Below are 20,049 nucleotides of genomic sequence, written 5' to 3' on the forward strand. Positions count from 1 at the left end.
GAAGATGTTTGATATTCAATTTAGAATTTTATCAGAGGATAATTGGTCAAGAGCTCGCATTACTCAGTTTGAAACACCGCACGGTATCATTGAAACTCCCGTTTTTATGCCTGTTGGGACTCAAGCAACTGTTAAGACTCTTACATCAGATGAGATTAGAGAAATTGGCTTTAAGATTATTCTTGCAAATACATACCATTTGTATTTACAGCCTGGTGCCTCAACAATTGAAAAAGCGGGAGGCATTCATAAATTCATGGACTGGGACGGCGCCGTTCTTACAGATAGTGGTGGATTTCAGGTACTATCGTTAAAAGATTTAAGAAAAATTACATCCGAAGGTGTAGAATTCAAATCTTTTATTGATGGATCTAAACATTTTTTTACACCTGAACTTGTTATTGAAACACAGGAGAAGATTGGTTCAGATATTGCAATTCCACTTGATATATGTGGAACTTATCCAAGTCCACACTCAGAAACAAAAAGAGAACTTGATATAACAATTGAATGGGCAAAAAGAAGTTTAAATGTACACAAAAGAGAAGATCAGATTCTTTTTGGAGTGATTCAGGGAGGATTTTATAAAGACCTAAGAAAGGAAGCAGTCGAAAGGATTTTGGATCTTGGTTTTCCTGGGGTTACCCTCGGTGGTCTGAGTATTGGTGAAGAGAAAGAACTTACGGCGGAAATGGTGGACTATACAGTCTCTCTTTTACCTAATGATAAGCCGAGATATTTTATGGGGGTTGGAGATCCAATAAGCATTCTTGAGTATGTGCGACTTGGTGTTGATATGTTTGATTGCGTTTTGCCTACAAGAATTGCAAGGAATCGGAGCCTTTTTACAAAAACAGGTACAATAAAAATAACGAAATCAATTTACAAAGAAGACTTTACACCTATTGAGGAAAGTTGCGGATGTTATACATGTAAGCACTATACAAAGGCATATTTAAACCATCTTTTTAAAGCAAAGGAGCATCTTGCAGGTCGTCTTGCAACTATTCATAATTTGTATTTCATGAATTGGTTAATAAAGGAAATTAGAAAATCAATAAAAGAAGGATATTTTAAAGATTTTTATCAAGAATTCAAAAGCAAGTATAAAGATTGAAACTTTAGGAGCGTCTAATTTGAATTTGAAATTACCGGATTTTCTGTATAATTTATTATAAATTGTAAATAATAAAGGAGTTAGGTATGAAAAAAATATTGGTGACTGTAGTATTATTTTCGATAATCCTTCCTTTTTTTGCAGGATGTGTCCCAAAAGTAAAACCGCTCAACGTTATTATCGTTTTTCACAACCACCAGCCTTTTTATAAAGATCCGGAATCAAATACGTATATCCTTCCTTGGGTAAGACTACATGGTGCAAAGGATTATTATAGGATGCCTTTCCTTTCCTCTCAATATAAGGATATCCATATAACTTATGATTTATCAGGAAGCTTGATTGACCAAATAAAAGACTATCTAAATGGTAAAGTAGATAAATATCAAATTGTTTCACAGGTTGATCCGAACAAACTTACCGTTGATCAAAAGTTTTTTATGCTATCGATTCCCGGTGGTTTCTTTGATATCAATTGGGATCATATTGTAAAAAAAGTTCCGCTTTACACCGATTTGCTTAATAAAAGACAGGAAATTTTTAGGAAATATTCAGTAGAAGATAAAGAAAAATTAGTTAATTCTTTTACAAGTCAAGATTATCTGAATCTTCAAACTCTGTTTAATCTCTTTTGGCTTGATACAGACTATATTAAGAATGATCCAGAACTTTCGCAACTTTTTGATAAAGCCTTTAAGAAAGAAAACTTTACTATTAATGAAAGAAATCTTGTTTTGAAAAAACAGATGGAAATAATGTCAATGATTTTACCTGAATACAAAAAATTGATGGATGAAAAGTTAATTGAGCTTGTAACTACGCCATTTTCTCACCCCATTTCACCACTTCTTTTGGATTTTGGTTTAGCTAACGAGCTTAAAGATCAGTTGAGTGCCTCTAATAAACTTTTTAAAGAAACCTTTGGATCAACACCATCTGGTATATGGGCTTCAGAATGCGCTCTGAATGACGAAGTTTTGCGAATATTTAATAATGTTGGTTTAAAATGGACTATTTCAGACATTGAGAACCTGCCCCAACTTGGTATAGACAAAAATGATCCTGTAAAAGCGCATCTTCCATATACAATTAATGGAGTAACTGTATTTTTCAGAGATAAATATTTATCAGATGGAATTGGTTTTAGATATTCGGGAAAATCTGTAGAAGAAGCGGTCTCTGATGTAGAAACAACGCTTACAAATTTGCAAAAACTTAACTCTACAGGCGATCTTGTTTATACGATTGCTCTTGATGGCGAAAATGCTTGGGAATACTACGAAAATGATGGAAACGATTTTTTAAAAGCTTTTTACTCTAAACTTTCTGCACTTGAGAATAAAGGGATTATAAAAGTAGTAACTCCATCTGAATATCTTTCTAAATTTAAAGGACATGAAATTTCTCTTCACAAAGTAACGTCACTTGACCTTGCAAATAAAGACGTCTCTAATGTAAACTCATACTCTAATCTCCCTAAGAGAGAATATGATGGTTATTTTGGTGAGTCAAGTTGGATAAATCCGACACTGGATACATGGATAGGTGAACCACAAGAAAATATAGCATGGATGTGGCTCCTCGATGCATACAAAAAGTTCAAGGAAAAAGAAAATTCCCTGAGTTTTGATGTACGAAATCAAGTTAAAAGAGACTTAATGATTGCCGAAGGATCAGATTGGTTCTGGTGGTATGGAAGCGATCAAAATTCAGGAAATGACCCCGCGTTTGATAGACTTTTTAAATTGTACTTAGGTGAAATCTATAAGAAACTCAACTATCCAATTCCAGACTATCTTTTTGGAAATTATTTTCCAGATGGAGAGCCATATATATCTACAGAATTATCTTTGAAAGACACTGAGCCAGTTTCAATAAATAACCTTGCAAACGTAAAAATAGGCAATATGATTTACGATCAAAAAAATAATGTCCTTAACTTAGAGCTCAACTCAAATAACTACATTGTTGCTGTATACAATGGGAAGTCCTTAAATGCATTTTTAAGTGAACAAATAAAACCAACCTCTTTTCTTATAAATAATTTTCCCTATACAAATGCAAGTATAGGTATGCCTGTTGATTTTGAAATATATGGTGAAAAAAAGCTATATTCTATCGACTTAAATGACCTAAATTTAAGCAAAATGTATGTTGTCGTTGTAAGTATAAAAAATGGAAATGTAAAAGCGGAGACTCTTCCTATAAAATTAAAATTCCCAGTAAAAATAGGTGGAGTTCTTATTGGCGAACTTTACGATCAAGCGAATGATGATAATGGACCTGGAACATATACATATCCTCTTAATGAGGTATTTCAAAATAAAGGGCACTTATTTGATTTAATATCGTTTAAGATGTATGATGCAAACGATAACTATATTCTCGTCTATGAAATGGGTTCTATTGGAGATAACCCATGGAATGGTCCAAATGGTTTTTCATTCCAAATTATTGAAACGTATTTTGACTTGGAAGATGGGGGTAGAACCGAACCTATAGATGTGAATGGTCCTAATGTAATGATTGACGAAAATCATCCTTGGGATGTTGCAATTAGAATCGCAGGTTGGTCCTATGGCAACTATATACAAAATGCTAAAGGAGAAGTGATACAGGGCGAACTTGGGCTTTCTGTTGATAATGAAAAAAACACAATAACTGTTATTATGCCTAAAAAATATTTATCTATAAATCCTAATTATAAGCCTTATGTTTGTGTTATTTCTGGAAGCCAGGATGGATATGGAGCAGGATATTTTAGAGCAATTACTCTAACGGCAACCGAATGGACCTTGGGTGGGGCAGATCCTAATGCATTGAATGCAGGAGTGCTTCCAAAGGTAATTGATATTTTTACACCAAAAGATAAAACTCAAAAAGAATTTCTTACCTCTTATGACATTAATAATAAAAAACTTGCTATAATTCCAATGCTTCCACTCGAAAAAGCCAAAGAAGTTCCGAATCTTATTTCTTCTTATAAATTAAATATAGGTAACGTTACTCCTCCAAATTCTGAATTTTCACTTGATATAGAAGTCAAAAATGTTGGAAAAGGGGATCAAAAAGATCTTGAAGGCAATGAACTTTCATTATATATTCCCGATTTTGTTCAAGTTAAAAAAGTCATCGCAAGTTCCTTTAAGAGTAGCAAAGATTACAAGGAAATTACGTTTAATGGTAGCATTAAGTCAGGTGGTGTTGAAAATATAAAGATAATTTTTGTTTTGGCAAATAATGTGCCAAATGCATATAAAGCAGATTTTAAGGAGATTTTGAGTTTTGATGCAGATGCCATAGGCAAAAATTCCACAACTTCTACATTTGAGTTTTACTTTTACACAAAATATAAATTAGAAATTGAACTTCCTTTCAATATGAATTATCTTTTAAGAAATGGCGAAAAATTCCAATTTAAGAACGGGAATATTAGAACAGAGTATATAGATAAATTAAAAGATGTAACCACTTCAATAGAAGACCTTTGCAACTCTCTTGGCATTAGTTACAATTTTGATGGGAAAAAATTAACCCTTGTGTTTATGGATAATAAATACGAGCACTGGATAGGCCAAAATAAGTCTCTTCTTAATGGTTATGCAATTCCATTAGTTCCAGAAGAACCAGACGTGAGGAGTTATGTAGAGAATGGAGAGTTGAAATTCCCCGTTAAAGCACTTGCATACGCTTTCAAATTTAAGTATAATATAGACAGTGTAAATAAAACTGCAAATCTCTACTACCTCCCATAGATTTAGAGTGAAGGAGGTTCTCCTTCACTCTTGTAATTTTTAAAGGAGGCAAAATATTGAAAGGTAAAAATCAGAGGGATCTAAAAGAGGAAAATACCTCGACAGTTCTAAAATTAGTTAAAGACAACCCAGGTATTTCAAGAATATCTGTTGTACGAAAAACCGATCTAACACCGCCAACTGTTTCAAGAATCATAAGTTTTCTTTTAAATCAAGGTGTGGTTTCTGAAACTCCTGGAGAATCAAACAAAGTTGGAAGAAAACCATATTATCTTAAATTTAATGGGGACAAATTTAAAGTTTTTGCAGTTGAAATGTCCTATACACAAGTTAAGTTTGCAATGATCGATTTGGATGGGAAAATTTACCATGTTGAAACTGTTGACACATCCACAGATATCTCAAATAAAGAACTTTTCGTTCTAATCCTCCAACATTTTAAGGAATTTGAAGATAAGTTAAGTAAAATTTTTGCAATAGGAATTTCTGCACCAGGACGAGTTGATCCAGAAGGAGGAAAAATAATCAGAATTCCAAATCTTAAAAATCTTTCAAATTTCTCAGTCGGTGAAATAGCAAGAGTGATTGATAGGCCTGTTTTCGTTATGAATGATGCCAACGCTGAAGCACTTGCTGAAATGTTTTTTGGATATGGGCGTAATGTTAACGACTTCTTACTTGTTCATATTGGTTTTGGAATTGGTGGTGGAATCGTTTTAAATAGAAAACTTTATAACGGAAATTTTGGTGTATCAGGAGAAATTGGCCATATATCAGTTGATATGGATTTTGGAATTGAATGTGATTGCGGGAATAAAGGCTGTATTGAACTTTATGCAAGTGTAAACGCAATACTAAAAGCAGTCCAGAAACAAATTAGAGTAGAAAATCTTACATTGGAAAAACTCCATGAACTCCTTAAAAAGAAAGATAAACTTGTGCTTAACATAATACAAGAAAGAAGCAGGATGTTAGGGAATGTACTTGTAAGTGTTGCAGATATTCTTGCACCTCAAAGAATTATCATTGCTGGACCTGTTGTAAAGATTTCTGATTATATTATTCCACAGATTAAGGACACATTAAAGAAACGTTCGTTTTATGGTTTTGGGGAAAACATTGAAGTTGTGTCATCGGCATTAAAGGAAAATACAGGACTTATAGGAGCGATGTCTGTAGTTTTAAATGAATTTTTAGAACATCCCTATGAATTTATAGCCCAAAAATAATGCTCACAATTGCAATGCTTAAAAAAAGCAAAGTAATCACACCTAATGTATAACTTTGAGTGTTGACAGGTGGATATTCTTTTGAAATCAAAAATTCTTTAGTTTCTTTATGCAGAAGAAGATAATTAAGATATATAAGCCATGGAATTTGAATTAAAAGTATAGAGATTATTTTTTCTGGGGTAAGTCTTGCAATTCCAAGAACAATATAAGGAGTAAAGGCGCGGATTTTATATTTATTTGTTAGAAAAAAGGCAAAAGATTTGAAATTAAGCATTAATTCAATTATGAAAATGTCGAATGCCATGTTTAAAGTTGTTATTACTATCAATATTTTCCTTGAAATTTCTTTTCTTAATAGGAGAAGAATTGAAGGAATTAAATAAATTAAAAGCACGGTTAAAGACAATATAATGACAGTTTTACTCAAGCTGCTTTCTACAACCTTAAACCTAAAGAAAAGATTTATAGAAAAAAACATAAAATAAATAAGACTTATGAAGAGTATATATACGGCAATCTTATACTCTTTTGGCATTCTATCCATCTTTTAAGTCTATACCTAATTCATCGAGTTGTTTTATATCTACTTCGCTTGGAGCATCTGTTAAAGGACATGTACCAGATGTTGTTTTAGGAAATGCTATTACATCACGAAGGCTATTTGCTTTACTGAGGATCCAAACAAGTCTATCAAGGCCAAAGGCAATACCACCATGAGGCGGTGCTCCTAAACTAAAAGCCCTTACTAAAAATCCAAATCTTGTTTCAATTTCTTCCTCGCTTAAGCCAATTGCCTTAAATACTCTTTTTTGTAGCTCAGGATCATGGATTCTTATACTTCCTCCTCCAAGTTCATTTCCATTAAGGACAAGGTCATATGCAATTGCTCTAACATTTTCTTTGTCAGTTTCTAACTTATCAAGATCTAAAGGATTTGGCATTGTGAATGGGTGATGTTCTGCAACATATCTACCCTCTTCTTCGCTATATGAGAAAAATGGAAAATTTACAACCCAGAGGAAATTGAATTTATCCTTATCTATTTTGTTGAATTTTTCTCCAAAGAATAATCTAATTCTTCCAACTTTTTCAAAACCATCCTTTTTGTCGACAACAAAAATGGTAATAAGTGAATTATCTTTTGCGTAATTTAGAATTTCTTTCCTTTCATTTTCATTTAAAAATTTTGCAAATTGCGAGGTAATCTCTCCTCCTTGGATTTTAAAATCTACAAAACCATTTACACCAAATTGTTTAACTGAATCTTTCAATCTATCAACTTCGCTTCTTGATATATTATTAGCATCATCTATTGTGAGACCTAAAATTAGTTTTGAACCGTTGTTTTCAAAGACTTTTATTTTGGTATCTTTGAAAGTGTCTGTAAAATTAATTATTTTCATTTCGAATCGTGTATCAGGTTTGTCTGAGCCATAAAATCTTATTGCGTCCTTATAGTCAATTCTTGGAAATGGTGTAGAGATTTCTATACCCAACACTTCTTTAAAGAGATTTTTATACATATCTTCTACAAGTTCAATTATATCATCTTGCTCAACAAACGACATTTCCATGTCAATTTGGGTAAATTCTGGTTGTCTATCAAGTCTTAGATCCTCATCTCTAAAGCATCTTGCAATTTGAAAATATTTTTCAAAACCACTTATCATAAGAATTTGTTTAAAAAGTTGTGGTGACTGGGGTAGTGCGTAAAATTTTCCTTTATTGAGTCGTGAAGGAACCAAAAAGTCTCTTGCACCTTCAGGAGTACTTTTCGTAAGGTATGGTGTTTCAACTTCAATAAAGCCTTTGGATGAAAGATAATTTCTTACACTCTGAGTTATTTGCGCTCTAAGCTCAAAAATTTTTCTCATTTCTTCACGTCTTAAATCTAAATATCTGTATTTTAAACGAACAATTTCATCAACATCCTGTGGTGAAAATGGATTAAATGGGAGATCTTCTGCTTTTGAAAATACTTCAAAATCTTTTAGTTGTATTTCAACCATCCCAGTTTTCAATTTGGGATTAGGCGCTTCTCTTTTCTTTACAATTCCTTTGATACCTAAAACTGACTCAACCTTAAGAGATTCAATACTTTCAAATTTTTCCTTTGAGATATCATTAGGATTAACGACCACCTGAACGATACCTGATCGATCTCTTATATCTAAAAACAATATTCCACCAAGATTTCTTTTTCTGTGCAACCATCCATTTACTACAACAACGTTTCCAACTATACTTTCGTTTACATTTCCTGCACCTATTGTTCTTTTAAGCATCTTTTAACAACTCCTTTAACGCTTCTTTTAGTTCGTCAATTTTTATCTTTATTTGATTACCACTTTTTAAATCTTTAATACTTATGCTATTTTCTAAGACCTCGTTCTCGCCCATAATTAGAATGAAATCTGATCCTCTTTTACTTGCTCTTTCAATTTGTTTTTTTAGTGAGTCTCCTTTCGGGTCAATTTCAACAACAAAGTCTGGGATTAAAGAATTTCTTATTTCAAATGCATTACTACCAAATTTTTTGTCGTAAGTAATGTATAATTTTTTCTTCTCAGGTGTTTTAAATTTATTTCCTTTAAGAATCTCAATAAACCTTTCGACACCCATTGCAAAACCGACACCAGGAGTTTTTCTTCCGCCAAGATCCTCAACGAGATAGTCGTATCTACCCCCCCCAAGAAGTGCGTTTTGTGCACCAAGATCTTCTGAAATAACTTCAAAAACCGTTTTGGTATAGTAATCAAGGCCTCTTACAAGTGTATTATCTACTTCAAATGGAATCTTAAGTTCAGTAAGTAATCTCTGGACTTCTTCAAAGTGCTTCCTACATTCATCGCAAAGGTAATTGGTTATTCTTGGAAGAATTTCTTTAAGGGAGTCTTCTTCTTTTTTGCAATCAAGAACTCTTAAAGGGTTTGTATAAAGCCTTCTTTTGCAATCTGGACAAAGCTCATCATAATGAGGTTTTAAAGCCTCGGTAAGCGCTTCTTTGTATTTTGGTCTGCAGACTCTACAGCCAATACTATTAATTTTAACTTTGAGGTTTTTTATATTGAACTGTTCAATTATCTTAAGTGCAATTTGAATCACTTCTATATCAAGCAGTGGAGAGATATCACCCAGAACCTCGACTCCAAGTTGATAAAACTCTCTATATCGGCCTTTTTGAGGATTTTCATATCTGAAGCATTGACCAAAATAGAAAAATTTAAGAGGCAATGGGTTTGTTTCCATATGATGTTCAATAAAACTCCTCGCAACAGATGCTGTCATTTCGGGACGCAATGATAATGTCCTGCCACCTTTGTCTTCAAAAGTGAACATTTCTTTTTCAACAATGTCTGTTGTATTTCCAACAGATCTATCAAACAGTTCTGCATACTCAACCGTTGGAAGAACTATAAGTTTATAGCCAAAAGAATTTGCTATATCATATCCTACTCTTTGGATTTCATTAAACAACAGCGCATCTAATCCTAATATGTCTTTGAAACCTTTTACTGTTTTAATTTCCATTTCCATCTCCTATATAGTGAATTTTACAAAATTTTGTTTAAAAATCAAGTTTTTGACTTGTGTTAGTTTTTAAATATAATTAAAGTATGAATAAGAAACTTGTAGAAGCTCAAGTAAGCGAAATAACAGGTGCTAAAATATATAATTTTCTTTCTGAAAAACTAAAAGGAAAAAACAAAGAGATACTTAAGGAAATTTCAAAGGATGAGTTTAAACATTATCTTCTTTTGAAGAAAATCAATCATATTGATGTTAAAGAAAATTTGTTGCAATTTATTTTTTATAAAATTCTTTATTATATTTTTGGGGTTATATTTGTAATTAAACTAATGGAAAGAAGTGAAGATGATGCAGTAGAAATTTACAGAGAAATATCAAAAGATGATGAAGAGTTTTTATCAGTTTTAGAGGATGAAGAAAGGCATGAGGATGAGTTGATAAAATTAATCGAAGAAGAAAGAGTTCATTATGTCAGTTCTATTGTTCTTGGTCTGAATGACGCTCTTGTCGAAATTACAGGCACAATATCTGGTCTTTCATCAGCACTTCAAAACTCTCGAACGATTGGAGTTGCTGCACTTATCACTGGTGTTGCTGCTTCTTTATCAATGGCTGCATCTGAATATATTTCGAAAAAGACTGATGTTCTATCAAATAGAAATCCACTCAAAGCAGCAGTTTATACTTTTATTGCATATTTTCTCGTTGTGTTAGGGCTTGTCTTACCGTTTTTCTTTGTAAACAATTTTATAATTGGATTTATTTTTTCAATTGTGTTTGGCTTTTTAATAGTAGTTGTATTTTCCTTCTATGTTTCAGTAATTCAGGATACAAGTTTCAAAAGAACATTTTCAGAAATGTTTTTGGTCATTATAGGAGTTATTATAATTACATTTCTTTTGGGTTATATTGCAAGAAAATTATTCAATGTTAGTATTTAAGGAGGATAAATGATTAAAAGGGTTCCTAAGATTTTTATTTCCTTCATTATTCTTGGTTATATTTTTGCGTTTTTTTCACTGTTTGATCCAACGAAAAGACTTTTTGGTTTGATTTCTTTTGTAATTGCAGCAATTCTTCATATAGTGTTTATAACTACAAATGAGTATCAGTCTTCAAGACATCTTGCGCTTGCCTCTAAGTACATTGAAAAGAATATTCCCGAGAAGTCTTACGAAGAAATCCTTAAATCCGCAAAACTCTATGAGAACGAAGAGGAGCTTTACAAGTTATTTTACAATAAAACAAAGTATAAGGTTACTGTTAAAAAAGTCGCAAACATTATTTATAAAAATATAAATAAACATGATACGCCTTATTTAAGGTTCATTGGGTCAATGCTTGAGTACATTGCAGGAGATCTTGAAAAGGCTAAAAGATTACTTATAGAAATTGAAGAGGAGAAACTAACAATAAAGATGGTAAGATTATTAGGTTCGATATTCTATGAAAGTAAAGATTTTGATAAAGCCATTGAGTATCTTTCTTTGTATGATCCACCTTATGCTCCTATGAATGAAGATGAACTTGCCGTCGTTTATGGCTTAGGTATTTCTTACTTACAAAAAGGTGATAGAAAAAAGGCGCAAGAATATCTTGAGCGTGTTGAATTAAGAAATCCTAAGTTTGGAAACGTGTCTCAAATTTTAAAATCTTTAGAGAGCGATTCTAAAGAATCATAATTTTTGCATTTTTCTTTGACAGAAAATAAAAGGAAAGAGTTCCAAGTGCATAAAAAAGGAAAGTATTGAGTATTTATAATTTCCTTTTAGAACCGCAAATATTGAGGCACCTAAAAACCACGCAAAATTCCAAGATATTTCTTTTACACTTGAAGCAATTGCTTTTATCTCGTCATCCATTAATTCCATGTAATAGGAGGAATATATTGGAATTGAAGCATTGATGAAGATTCCTCTAAGAAGATATGAAACAATTGCTAAAATTCGGTTTTTAAAGAGAAGCAATAATATAAAAGGAAGTGAAAGGCTTTGAAGAACTATTATAGTGTAGAATTTTTTAGAGTTTTTTGTTATAAATGGCACCATTAATGAGGCAATAGCAATAAGAATACTTTGAGCACCGAATACAATTCCAAGTTTTTCATAACTAATGCCTTGAAACTCAATAAAATAAAGATTGAAAAAAGGGATCATTGTACCTGCACCAATTCCCATTAGAAATTCACTTATTACAAAAATACTTATAATTTTGACACCTTTTCCGTCTCTAAAAATTTTTATGAGCGGATCTCTGATTTTGGATATTATACTTTCACCTTCTTCTACAATCCACTCTTCATCAATTCTATTTATAAATAAAAATCCACTTAAAGTAAGAATTGACGCAATTATTAAGGCATTTCTTAAACCAAACATGTGATTTTCATTCAATATTTTTGGCAAAGTGCTTCCCAAAATCTCTCCAACAAAATTACCAAGAACGATACTTCCAAAGCTTAGTCCAAATAAATGAGTTTGTTCATAAGAGGTGCTATTCCTTGATAGGAATGGTGCTTCATTTACAAGAAAAAGCGACGAACCAAAGCCTATTAGGAATAGAAAAGAAATTAAGGCAAAAATATTTTTAGTCAGAATTAATCCGAGTTCTCCCACAAACTGAAGCATTACACCTACGATGAAACTTTTTTTATGTCCTGCTATGTTTGAAATTAACCCAGAAAATAGAGATAGAATTGTAATACCTAAAAAATATATACCATTGAGCAAACCAATAATTTCTTTTTTGATTCCAAAGTTTATCAAGTAAAGATTTAAAGCAAGGAAAAATATGCCTGTTCCGATTGAAATTATAAAACTTGCAACAATATAGCATCTTGCATTCTTATTATTGAGGAAAACTTTTCTTAGCATAGTTTCACATCCAAACTTTCGAAAACAAAGTATATAACAAAATATTATAATAAAATTTTAGTTATATAACAATAGAAATAAAATGAATCAGTAGTTATTTTTAGTTTTGTTTTTCTTTCACTTCAGTTTCTTCTTGGGATTTGTCCGATTTTATTAGCTTTGACTCACACTCTGATAGTTTTCGCTTTAAATTTGAAATCTCTAAATAATGGACAGTTAGAGAAACTAACCAAACAATAACTGCTCCAGCGAAGAACATTATAATTCCAAATAAACCAACTGTTGTGTTAAACTTAAGTAGAAGAAAATTTATAACTATTTCATTATAATTTTGTGCAATTAAAAGAATTGTTGCAAGAAGTATTATAAGAATCAAGACAATGAAAAAATTTAATTTTTTCATTAGTTACCTCCTTTTAATTCTAATAGCCTTTTTAATGCTTCATCTTTTTTAACTATTTCAATAGTGTAAAAAGTAATTCCATTTATATCAAAGCTTTTGTAAGGTAAGTGGATATTAGCGTTAATGATTGCAACCAAAAGACTTTCTTTGTCTATTAATGCGAGGAAACCACTTTTACCTGCACTTTGTGTCTTATGAACAATTACCTCAAAACTTTTTCTTGAAATATTTTCAAAAACTTCCTTAATTTCGCTTTGGCTATATAATTTTACTATAACTTCGTTTATAAATTTTTCTTCCAAATATTTATTGAGATCTAAAAGCTTCTTATTTTCAATTATCAATTTGTTGATTTTTGTTTTAAGTTCTGATTCTCCTGTTGTTAAAATTCTTGAAATTTCGTCAATTATCTTTGTTTTTTCCTGGAAAGTTCTTAAGGTTCTTAATCCCGATGTAAAGTAGATTCTTGTCAAATCCTTTTTGGTTTTTTCTACCTTTATAATTTTAATTATCCCTATTTCTCCAGTTTTTCCAACATGAGTTCCACCGCACATTGAAACGTCAAACCCTTCAACTTCAACTATTCTAATAGGACCTTTGATTTCCAATTTTTTCCTCAAGTTTAACTTTTCGAGTTCATCTTCATTAATGTAATATTTTTTTACCTCTCTATTTTCAAGAACAATACGGTTGGCCAATAGTTCAGCTTCTTCAATTTTTTCATCGCCCAGTTTTTCTATATTTAAATCAATTGTTGAATAATTTTCGCCCATATGGAAACTTAAAGTCTCTATATTGTAAAGCTTTTGGAATGATTGTGATAAAATGTGTTGTGCCGTATGTTCTCTTGCAATTTCTAATCTTCTTTCTTTGTCGACAATACAGGTAGGATTTTCTTCAATATCTAAAGTTTCAACCTCGTGTAATACTTTTGAATTGTCTTCCTTTACACTAAGAACTCTTGCATTTCCAATAAATCCCCTATCGCCAAGTTGACCTCCTTTTCCGTCTGGGTAAAAATTAGTTTTTTCAAGTTCAACATAAAATTTTCCTTTGCTTTCAAATTTACCTATAATTTTTCCTTGAAACTCAAGTATATCATAACTAATCATAATTCTATATCTCCCTTAAAAACATAATGTGCTTCTCCTTCTAAGTAGTTTTCCTTTTTGCCGAGTTCAACCTTGAGTTCTCCACCTAATGCTTTTACATGGACAATATCTTTCCCACCTAAAAATTTGTTAAAAACATACGCAGATGCAACGGCTCCAGTTCCACAAGCAAGAGTCTCTTCATATACGCCACGTTCTATAGTCCTAATTTTTATAGTTTCTTCGTTTAAAATTTCAATAAAATCAACATTAATACCATAAGGAAATAGTTTGAAATTCTTTGAAATTTTAAGACCCTTTTCTTTTGGTATTCTTTTGATGCTCTTTAAGGGAATTACTGCATGGGGTTCGGAAGAATTTACAACGAATATTTTAAAAGAAAATAGTTCATGAATTAGTTCATATTCATTTCTGGGACCGTTAACAAAATTTCCAAGTTTTTGCATTGGTCCCATAGAAACTACAAACCTATTCTCAGAAACCTTTTTTACCTTTTTAACTCCTGCCAAAGTTTCAATTGTTATGTTTCCAATTCCATAAAATCTTTCAAAATAAAGTCCAATGCAACGAGCACCATTGCCACACATTTGTGATTCACTGCCATCTTTTTCAAGTACTCTCATTTTAATGTCTGCAACATCACTTTCTTCGAGATACAAAAGAGAGTCTCCACCAATTGAAGCATGTCTATCAAGAAGAAGTTTTGCATACTCTTCAGGATTTTCTAACTTATTAAAGCGTCCATCAATTACAATAAAATCATTAAGTGCTCCTTCAAATTTATAGAATTTAAGAATTTTTCCTTTCGACATCTCCACCAAGCCCTTTTATTTTCTCTATATAACTTTCATATCCTCTATCGATGTGCACAGGTTCTAATACTTTGCTTGTTCCTTTTGCAGATAGTGTTGCTAAAAGAAGTGACATACCTCCTCGTAAATCTTTAGCAGTTACAACAGAGGGTTTTAATTCTTTAACACCTGTAATAAATGCAGAAATTCCTTCAACTCTTATGTTTGCGCCCATTTTTAAAAGATCGTCTACAATCCTAAATCTGTTTTCAAAAACTGTTTCAGTGACAACACTTGATCCATTAGCAAGAGTAAGCAGTGTCAAGATTTGAGATTGTACATCAGTTGGAAAGCCTGGGTATGGAAGAGTTTTTACTGATGTAGGTAACAGTTTTCCTTTATAGCTTGCAGTAATTTCATTCTCATTGACTGATACATCAAGACCAATTTCTTTTAATTTCATTATGACCGCCTCAAGATGGTAAGGTAAGGTATTTTTAATCTTAATCTTACCTTTAGTTAAGCCTGCAAGGATAAGATATGTAGCAGCCTCGATTCTATCGGGAATTATTGAATATTTGACAGGTTTTAATTTTTTTACTCCGTGTACCACGATTGTGCTTCCAGTTCCGTTAACTTCTATATTTGCACCTGCGAGGTTGAGAAAATTTATTAGATCCTTTATTTCTGGTTCTCTTGCTGCATTTTCGATTATTGTTTCTCCTTCGGCAAATACCGAAGCAAGGATTATATTTTCCGTTGCCCCTACACTTGGCATATCTAAAAATATCTTGTTTCCTTTAAGTCCTTTGGGAGAATGTGCCTTTAAGATACCCTTATCCCAACTAATCTCCACTCCAAGGCTTTCGAGGCCTTTTATATGTTGATCAATGGGGCGCTTTCCTATATTACATCCACCTAAGCCAGCAATAGAAGCTTTCATATGCCGTGCAATAAATGCACCTAAAAGCGTCTGAGTTCCTCTTATATTTTCCGTTTCTTCTGGAGGAATTTCTGGTTTAAACGAAGACGATGCATCTATTTCAACTTCATGTTCTCCTTCTAAAACATTTACTCCAATCTTTTTAAGTTGAAAAAGAAATTTTTTCACATCAAGTATATTGGGGATATTTTTAATATGACACTTTCCTTCAATAAGCAAACATGCTGATAGAACCGGAAAAGCAGCGTTTTTAGAACCAGAGATTAAGACTTCTCCTTTGAGTATTTTTCCACCGTTAACTTCAAGATATTCCATTTTTTCCTCCGTTCGAAAGAAAATCAAAGACTATTTTAGCTATTCTAATTCCAGCCTTACCGTCACCAAATGGATTTTTATTTGAAATCATTTTTTCATATTCTTCTTTATTTGTAAGAATTTTTTTGACTTCTCTGATTATTTTTTCTCTGTTTGTTCCAACAAGTCTTACAATTCCACTTTCTATTGCTTCTGGTCTTTCTGTAGTATTCCTCATAAGAAGTACAGGTTTTCTAAGTGTTGGTGCTTCTTCTTGAATACCGCCAGAGTCAGTAAGGATCAATGTAGCTTTTGATAATAGTTTAATAAAAGTAAGATAATCCATTGGCTCAACAAGAATGATATTTTTAGTGTCTTTTAGAATTCTATTTACTGTTTCTCGAACAATTGGATTTTTATGTACAGAAAACACAATTTTATATTGGTTTCCGAATTCTTCAGCAATAGATTTAATTGCATAACAAATTTCTTCCATTGGTTTACCCCAATTTTCTCTTCTATGCGCAGTTGCCACTATATACTTTTCATCCTCATTAATTGGTAAGTTAGTTTTTATATCTTTTTGTAAGATTTCTATTAGTGCATCTACAACAGTATTTCCTGTTACATAGATTGATCTTTCTTCTACACCTTCCTTGAGTAGATTTTCCTTTGCTTTTTCAGTTGGTGCAAAGTATAAATCAGTTAAGGTATCGGTTAATTTTCGATTCATCTCTTCAGGAAAAGGAGAATATTTATTATGCGTTCTAAGACCAGCTTCAACGTGTCCTATAGGAATTTTCTCATAAAATGCAGCAAGGGCTGAGGCAAAAGTTGTTGTTGTGTCTCCATGCACAAGAAGAATATCTGGGCGATCAGTATCAAATATGTCCTTTAAGCCTGTTAGGACCTTGTTAGTTATCTTTGTCAGTGTTTGTTTCTCTTCCATTACTTTGAGGTCATAGTCAACCTTAATATTAAAAAGTTCAATTACTTGTCTTAGCATTTCTTGATGTTGGCTTGTAATAACTACTTTTGTTTCAAATTCTTTGAAATTATTTAGGGCTTTATAGACAGGATACATCTTGATTGCTTCAGGTCTTGTTCCAAAAATCAGAAAAACTTTCTTTTTCATTATTTCACCCCAAATACAAGTAAGACTCCAGCTAAAGAAAGTATTAAAGTAATTGTATAGTATATTAAAGCAATTTTCTTTTGAGAAAAGCCTTTTTTTAAAAGCCTGTAATGTATGTGTTCTGTATCATACCTGAATGGAGATCCTCCTTGCATTATTCTTCTTATGATTGAAGTTGATACTTCCAAAATTGGTATACCAAGAACAAATATCGGGAGAGCAACTGAAATTAATGTTGTTGTTTTATATGCACCAACAATAGAGATTATTGAAAGCATATATCCTAAAAGTCCTGCACCTGAGTCACCTAAAAAGATTCTAGCTGGGTGAAAATTATAAATGAGAAATGCAACAAGGCTTCCACAAAGGCCAATTAGAATTAAGGCAAGGTCTAAGTGCCCTTTATACATGGCAGTTATTGCAAGGAAGAACGAAGCTATAGCAGAAACTCCAGCAGCAAGCCCATCGAGTCCGTCTATTATGTTTATTGCATTAATTAGACCAACAATCCAAAGCACTGTTAAAATACTACCAAGAATGCCCAACTTGATTACTGTATCGGTAAAGGGAATTGTTATCTGTGTGAATTGAGTTCCTGTACAAATTGCAATAAATGCTCCCAAAAATTGAATTAAAAACTTTTGTCTAACCGTTAGTCCATATTTATCATCAAACAAAAGTCCAAAGAATAAAACAGTTGCACCTAAAATTATTCCTAAAAATTGTCTGTTGAATTTTTGAAGGATGAAAAAGAGGATTAAAATTGTTATATAAATTGAAATTCCTCCTGAACGTGGTACTGGCTCTTTGTGTATTTTTTTTCTATCATTCGTTTTGGGTAAATCTATTATTGCAAATTTGTCTCCAAGAAAGATAGCAAGAGGTGTTGAGAAGGAAGAGAGGAAAAACCCTATAAGAAAATAGTAGGAAATATTGAAGAAGTTTTCATCAATAAAGGCGATAATTTCTTTCATTTCGTTCCAAAAAGCCTGTCTCCTGCATCTCCCAATCCGGGCACTATATATCCGTGTGAATTCAACCTTTCGTCAACTGCTATAGTGTATATCTTTACGTCGGGGTGGTCTTGTTCTATTTTCATGATTCCTTCAGGAGCAGAGATGAGGCATACAAAATATATTTTTTTTGCTTTTGCTTCCTTAACAATTGAAATTGCCTTTGAAGCAGATCCACCTGTTGCAAGCATTGGGTCAACAATAAAAACTGAAGAGTTTTCAATATTTATTGGAAGTTTGCTGTAGTATTCAACAGGTTCAAGCGTTTGTGGATTTCTATAAATACCAATGTAGCCAACGCGAGCCTGAGGGATGAGATCAAGAATACCTTCTGCCATTACAATTCCTGCACGGAGTATTGGAACTATTGCAATATCTTCGTCAATTATATAACTTTTTGTTTTTTCAATGGGGGTCTCTATTTCTACTTCTTTAAGTTTTGTGTCTCTAAATATTTCGTAGACCATAAGGGCAGAGAGTTCCTTTACTAACTCTCTAAACTCTTTTGGGTTAGTTTCTTTTTTTCTTAGATAAGTTAGTTTGTGCTGTATAAGTGGATGCTTTATTAAGTTTACATTCTCCATTTCCCCTCCTTTAAATGTATGATATGTTATTGTAAATAGGAAATTGCTTAGTTAACTCTAACACTTCGTTTCTAATTAATTCTAATTTCTTTTCATCATATCTTGAGCTAATTGCTCGGTCGATAAGATCTGCTATAAGTTCCATTTCGGCTTCTTTCATTCCTCGTGTAGTAAGTGCTGGAGTTCCTAATCTTAAGCCACTTGTTTCTGTTGGTGGAAGAGGATCAAAGGGGATTGACTCTTTATTGGTGGTGATATTTACTGAGTCTAAAAGTTTCTCAGCCTCTTTTCCGGTTATATTTTTGGATCTCAAATCAATAGAAATAAGGTGGTTATCTGTACCGTTTGTAATTAATCTAAAACCTCGTTTAATTAGTGCATTTGCAAGAGCCTTTGCATTTGCTACTACTTGTTTTTGGTATTCCTTAAACTCATTAGTCTCCGCTAATTTTAATGCAACAGCCTTTGCTGCAATTACGTGTTCAAGCGGTCCTCCTTGAATTCCAGGGAAAACTGATTTGTTAATTATTTTTTCATGTTCTTTTTTGAATAGGATCATTCCACCTCTTGGTCCTCTTAGTGTTTTGTGAGTAGTTGTCGTCACAAAATCAGCGTAAGGAACTGGGCTTGGATGGATTTCCGCAGCTACTAAACCTGCAATATGAGCCATATCAACCATGAGGTACGCTCCAACACTTTTAGCAATTATTGCAAACTTTTCGAAGTCAATAAATCTTGGATATGCACTTGCACCAGCAATGATAATCTTAGGTTTATACTTCTTTGCAAGATCTTCTACCTGATTATAATCAATAAGTTCTGTTTCTTTTTCGACACCATAATGGACTGCGTTAAAGTACTTGCCAGTTATGCTCACGGGGCTTCCATGACTTAAGTGTCCCCCTGCAGAAAGGTCCATACCAAGAAGTGTGTCTCCTGGATTCATTGTTGCAAAATACACTGCAAAATTTGCCTGTGTTCCTGAATGGGGTTGAACATTTGCACCTTCTGCTTTAAATAGTTTTTTTGCTCTTTCTATGGCTAAACTTTCCACTATGTCAATAAACTCACACCCACCATAGTATCTTCTATTTGGATATCCTTCTGCATATTTGTTGGTTAATACAGAACCTTGTGCTTCGAGAACTGGTTCCATTACGTAGTTTTCTGATGCAATGAGTTCAAGTTTTGTCCTTTGTCGTTCAAGCTCATTTTGCATTGCTTGCGCTAATTCAAAGTCTGCATCCTTAATCCTCATTTTTTACC

General features: G+C 32.5%; 17 protein-coding genes. 5 read left to right on the top strand and 12 right to left on the bottom strand.

The annotated features are described in order from the left end of the window. Window positions 1–4: 4 nt before the first annotated feature. The 3 genes from tgt (at window position 5) to ACMV0E_RS01065 (ending at window position 6,101) form a co-directional block, all read left to right on the top strand. Window positions 5–1,117, top strand: coding sequence for a tRNA guanosine(34) transglycosylase Tgt (gene tgt / locus ACMV0E_RS01055; RefSeq protein ID WP_416084517.1), 1,113 nt, complete (start codon window positions 5–7; stop codon window positions 1,115–1,117). A gap of 86 nt (window positions 1,118–1,203) precedes the next feature. Then, window positions 1,204–4,872 (top strand): glucodextranase DOMON-like domain-containing protein, encoded by a 3,669-nt coding sequence (locus ACMV0E_RS01060; RefSeq protein ID WP_416084518.1) that lies wholly within the window; start codon window positions 1,204–1,206, stop codon window positions 4,870–4,872. A 56-nt stretch (window positions 4,873–4,928) separates the two neighbouring features. After that, window positions 4,929–6,101, top strand: coding sequence for an ROK family transcriptional regulator (locus tag ACMV0E_RS01065; protein WP_416084519.1), 1,173 nt, complete (start codon window positions 4,929–4,931; stop codon window positions 6,099–6,101). Here the strand turns inward: ACMV0E_RS01065 and ACMV0E_RS01070 are convergent. The 3 genes from ACMV0E_RS01070 to hisS are packed head-to-tail and all read right to left on the bottom strand — an operon-like array spanning window position 6,085 to window position 9,635. Beyond that, a complete protein-coding gene (locus ACMV0E_RS01070; protein WP_416084520.1) occupies window positions 6,085–6,648 on the bottom strand; it encodes a hypothetical protein in 564 nt (187 codons plus the stop codon). The two genes, ACMV0E_RS01065 and ACMV0E_RS01070, sit on opposite strands and share 17 nt — an antisense overlap. Beyond that, on the bottom strand, window positions 6,641–8,389 hold the full coding sequence (aspS, locus tag ACMV0E_RS01075) for an aspartate--tRNA ligase (RefSeq protein WP_416084521.1): 1,749 nt from the start codon (window positions 8,387–8,389) through the stop codon (window positions 6,641–6,643). Before aspS ends, ACMV0E_RS01070 begins: the two co-directional genes overlap by 8 nt. Beyond that, the gene (hisS, locus tag ACMV0E_RS01080; RefSeq protein WP_416084522.1) at window positions 8,382–9,635 is read right to left on the bottom strand and encodes a histidine--tRNA ligase; all 1,254 of its coding nucleotides are present in this window, start codon (window positions 9,633–9,635) and stop codon (window positions 8,382–8,384) included. Before hisS ends, aspS begins: the two co-directional genes overlap by 8 nt. A gap of 86 nt (window positions 9,636–9,721) precedes the next feature. On the opposite strand from hisS, the gene ACMV0E_RS01085 reads away from it, so the two are divergent. Further along, window positions 9,722–10,576 (top strand): VIT1/CCC1 transporter family protein, encoded by an 855-nt coding sequence (locus ACMV0E_RS01085; protein WP_416084523.1) that lies wholly within the window; start codon window positions 9,722–9,724, stop codon window positions 10,574–10,576. 9 nt (window positions 10,577–10,585) lie between these two features. After that, entirely contained in the window at window positions 10,586–11,317 is a 732-nt protein-coding gene (locus tag ACMV0E_RS01090) for a tetratricopeptide repeat protein (protein ID WP_416084524.1), read from the top strand. Here ACMV0E_RS01090 and ACMV0E_RS01095 read toward each other — a convergent pair. From ACMV0E_RS01095 to glyA, 9 genes are all read right to left on the bottom strand, one after another. After that, window positions 11,312–12,508, bottom strand: coding sequence for an MFS transporter (locus ACMV0E_RS01095; RefSeq protein WP_416084525.1), 1,197 nt, complete (start codon window positions 12,506–12,508; stop codon window positions 11,312–11,314). The two genes, ACMV0E_RS01090 and ACMV0E_RS01095, sit on opposite strands and share 6 nt — an antisense overlap. A 100-nt stretch (window positions 12,509–12,608) precedes the next feature. After that, window positions 12,609–12,911 carry a LapA family protein gene (locus tag ACMV0E_RS01100; RefSeq protein ID WP_416084526.1) on the bottom strand — a complete coding sequence of 101 codons (303 nt, stop codon included), beginning with the start codon at window positions 12,909–12,911 and terminating at the stop codon, window positions 12,609–12,611. Next, a complete protein-coding gene (locus ACMV0E_RS01105; RefSeq protein WP_416084527.1) occupies window positions 12,911–14,023 on the bottom strand; it encodes an alanyl-tRNA editing protein in 1,113 nt (370 codons plus the stop codon). The genes ACMV0E_RS01100 and ACMV0E_RS01105 overlap by 1 nt, the downstream gene beginning before the upstream one ends. Continuing rightward, window positions 14,020–14,835 carry a diaminopimelate epimerase gene (dapF, locus tag ACMV0E_RS01110; RefSeq protein WP_416084528.1) on the bottom strand — a complete coding sequence of 272 codons (816 nt, stop codon included), beginning with the start codon at window positions 14,833–14,835 and terminating at the stop codon, window positions 14,020–14,022. The genes ACMV0E_RS01105 and dapF overlap by 4 nt, the downstream gene beginning before the upstream one ends. After that, complete coding sequence (gene murA, locus ACMV0E_RS01115) at window positions 14,813–16,072, bottom strand: UDP-N-acetylglucosamine 1-carboxyvinyltransferase (RefSeq protein ID WP_416084529.1); 1,260 nt, start codon at window positions 16,070–16,072, stop codon at window positions 14,813–14,815. The genes dapF and murA overlap by 23 nt, the downstream gene beginning before the upstream one ends. Then, a complete protein-coding gene (gene wecB / locus ACMV0E_RS01120; RefSeq protein ID WP_416084530.1) occupies window positions 16,059–17,186 on the bottom strand; it encodes a non-hydrolyzing UDP-N-acetylglucosamine 2-epimerase in 1,128 nt (375 codons plus the stop codon). Before wecB ends, murA begins: the two co-directional genes overlap by 14 nt. Beyond that, a complete protein-coding gene (locus ACMV0E_RS01125) occupies window positions 17,186–18,160 on the bottom strand; it encodes a glycosyltransferase family 4 protein (RefSeq protein WP_416084531.1) in 975 nt (324 codons plus the stop codon). The genes wecB and ACMV0E_RS01125 overlap by 1 nt, the downstream gene beginning before the upstream one ends. Further along, a complete protein-coding gene (gene upp, locus ACMV0E_RS01130; protein ID WP_416084532.1) occupies window positions 18,157–18,783 on the bottom strand; it encodes a uracil phosphoribosyltransferase in 627 nt (208 codons plus the stop codon). Before upp ends, ACMV0E_RS01125 begins: the two co-directional genes overlap by 4 nt. Before the next feature lie 10 nt (window positions 18,784–18,793). Next, window positions 18,794–20,041: a serine hydroxymethyltransferase gene (gene glyA, locus ACMV0E_RS01135; RefSeq protein WP_416084533.1), complete on the bottom strand. Its 1,248-nt coding sequence runs from the start codon at window positions 20,039–20,041 to the stop codon at window positions 18,794–18,796. Window positions 20,042–20,049 lie beyond the last annotated feature (8 nt).

This window comes from Caldisericum insulae (assembly GCF_047785965.1).
Taxonomy (GTDB): Bacteria; Caldisericota; Caldisericia; order Caldisericales; family Caldisericaceae; genus Caldisericum; species Caldisericum exile_A.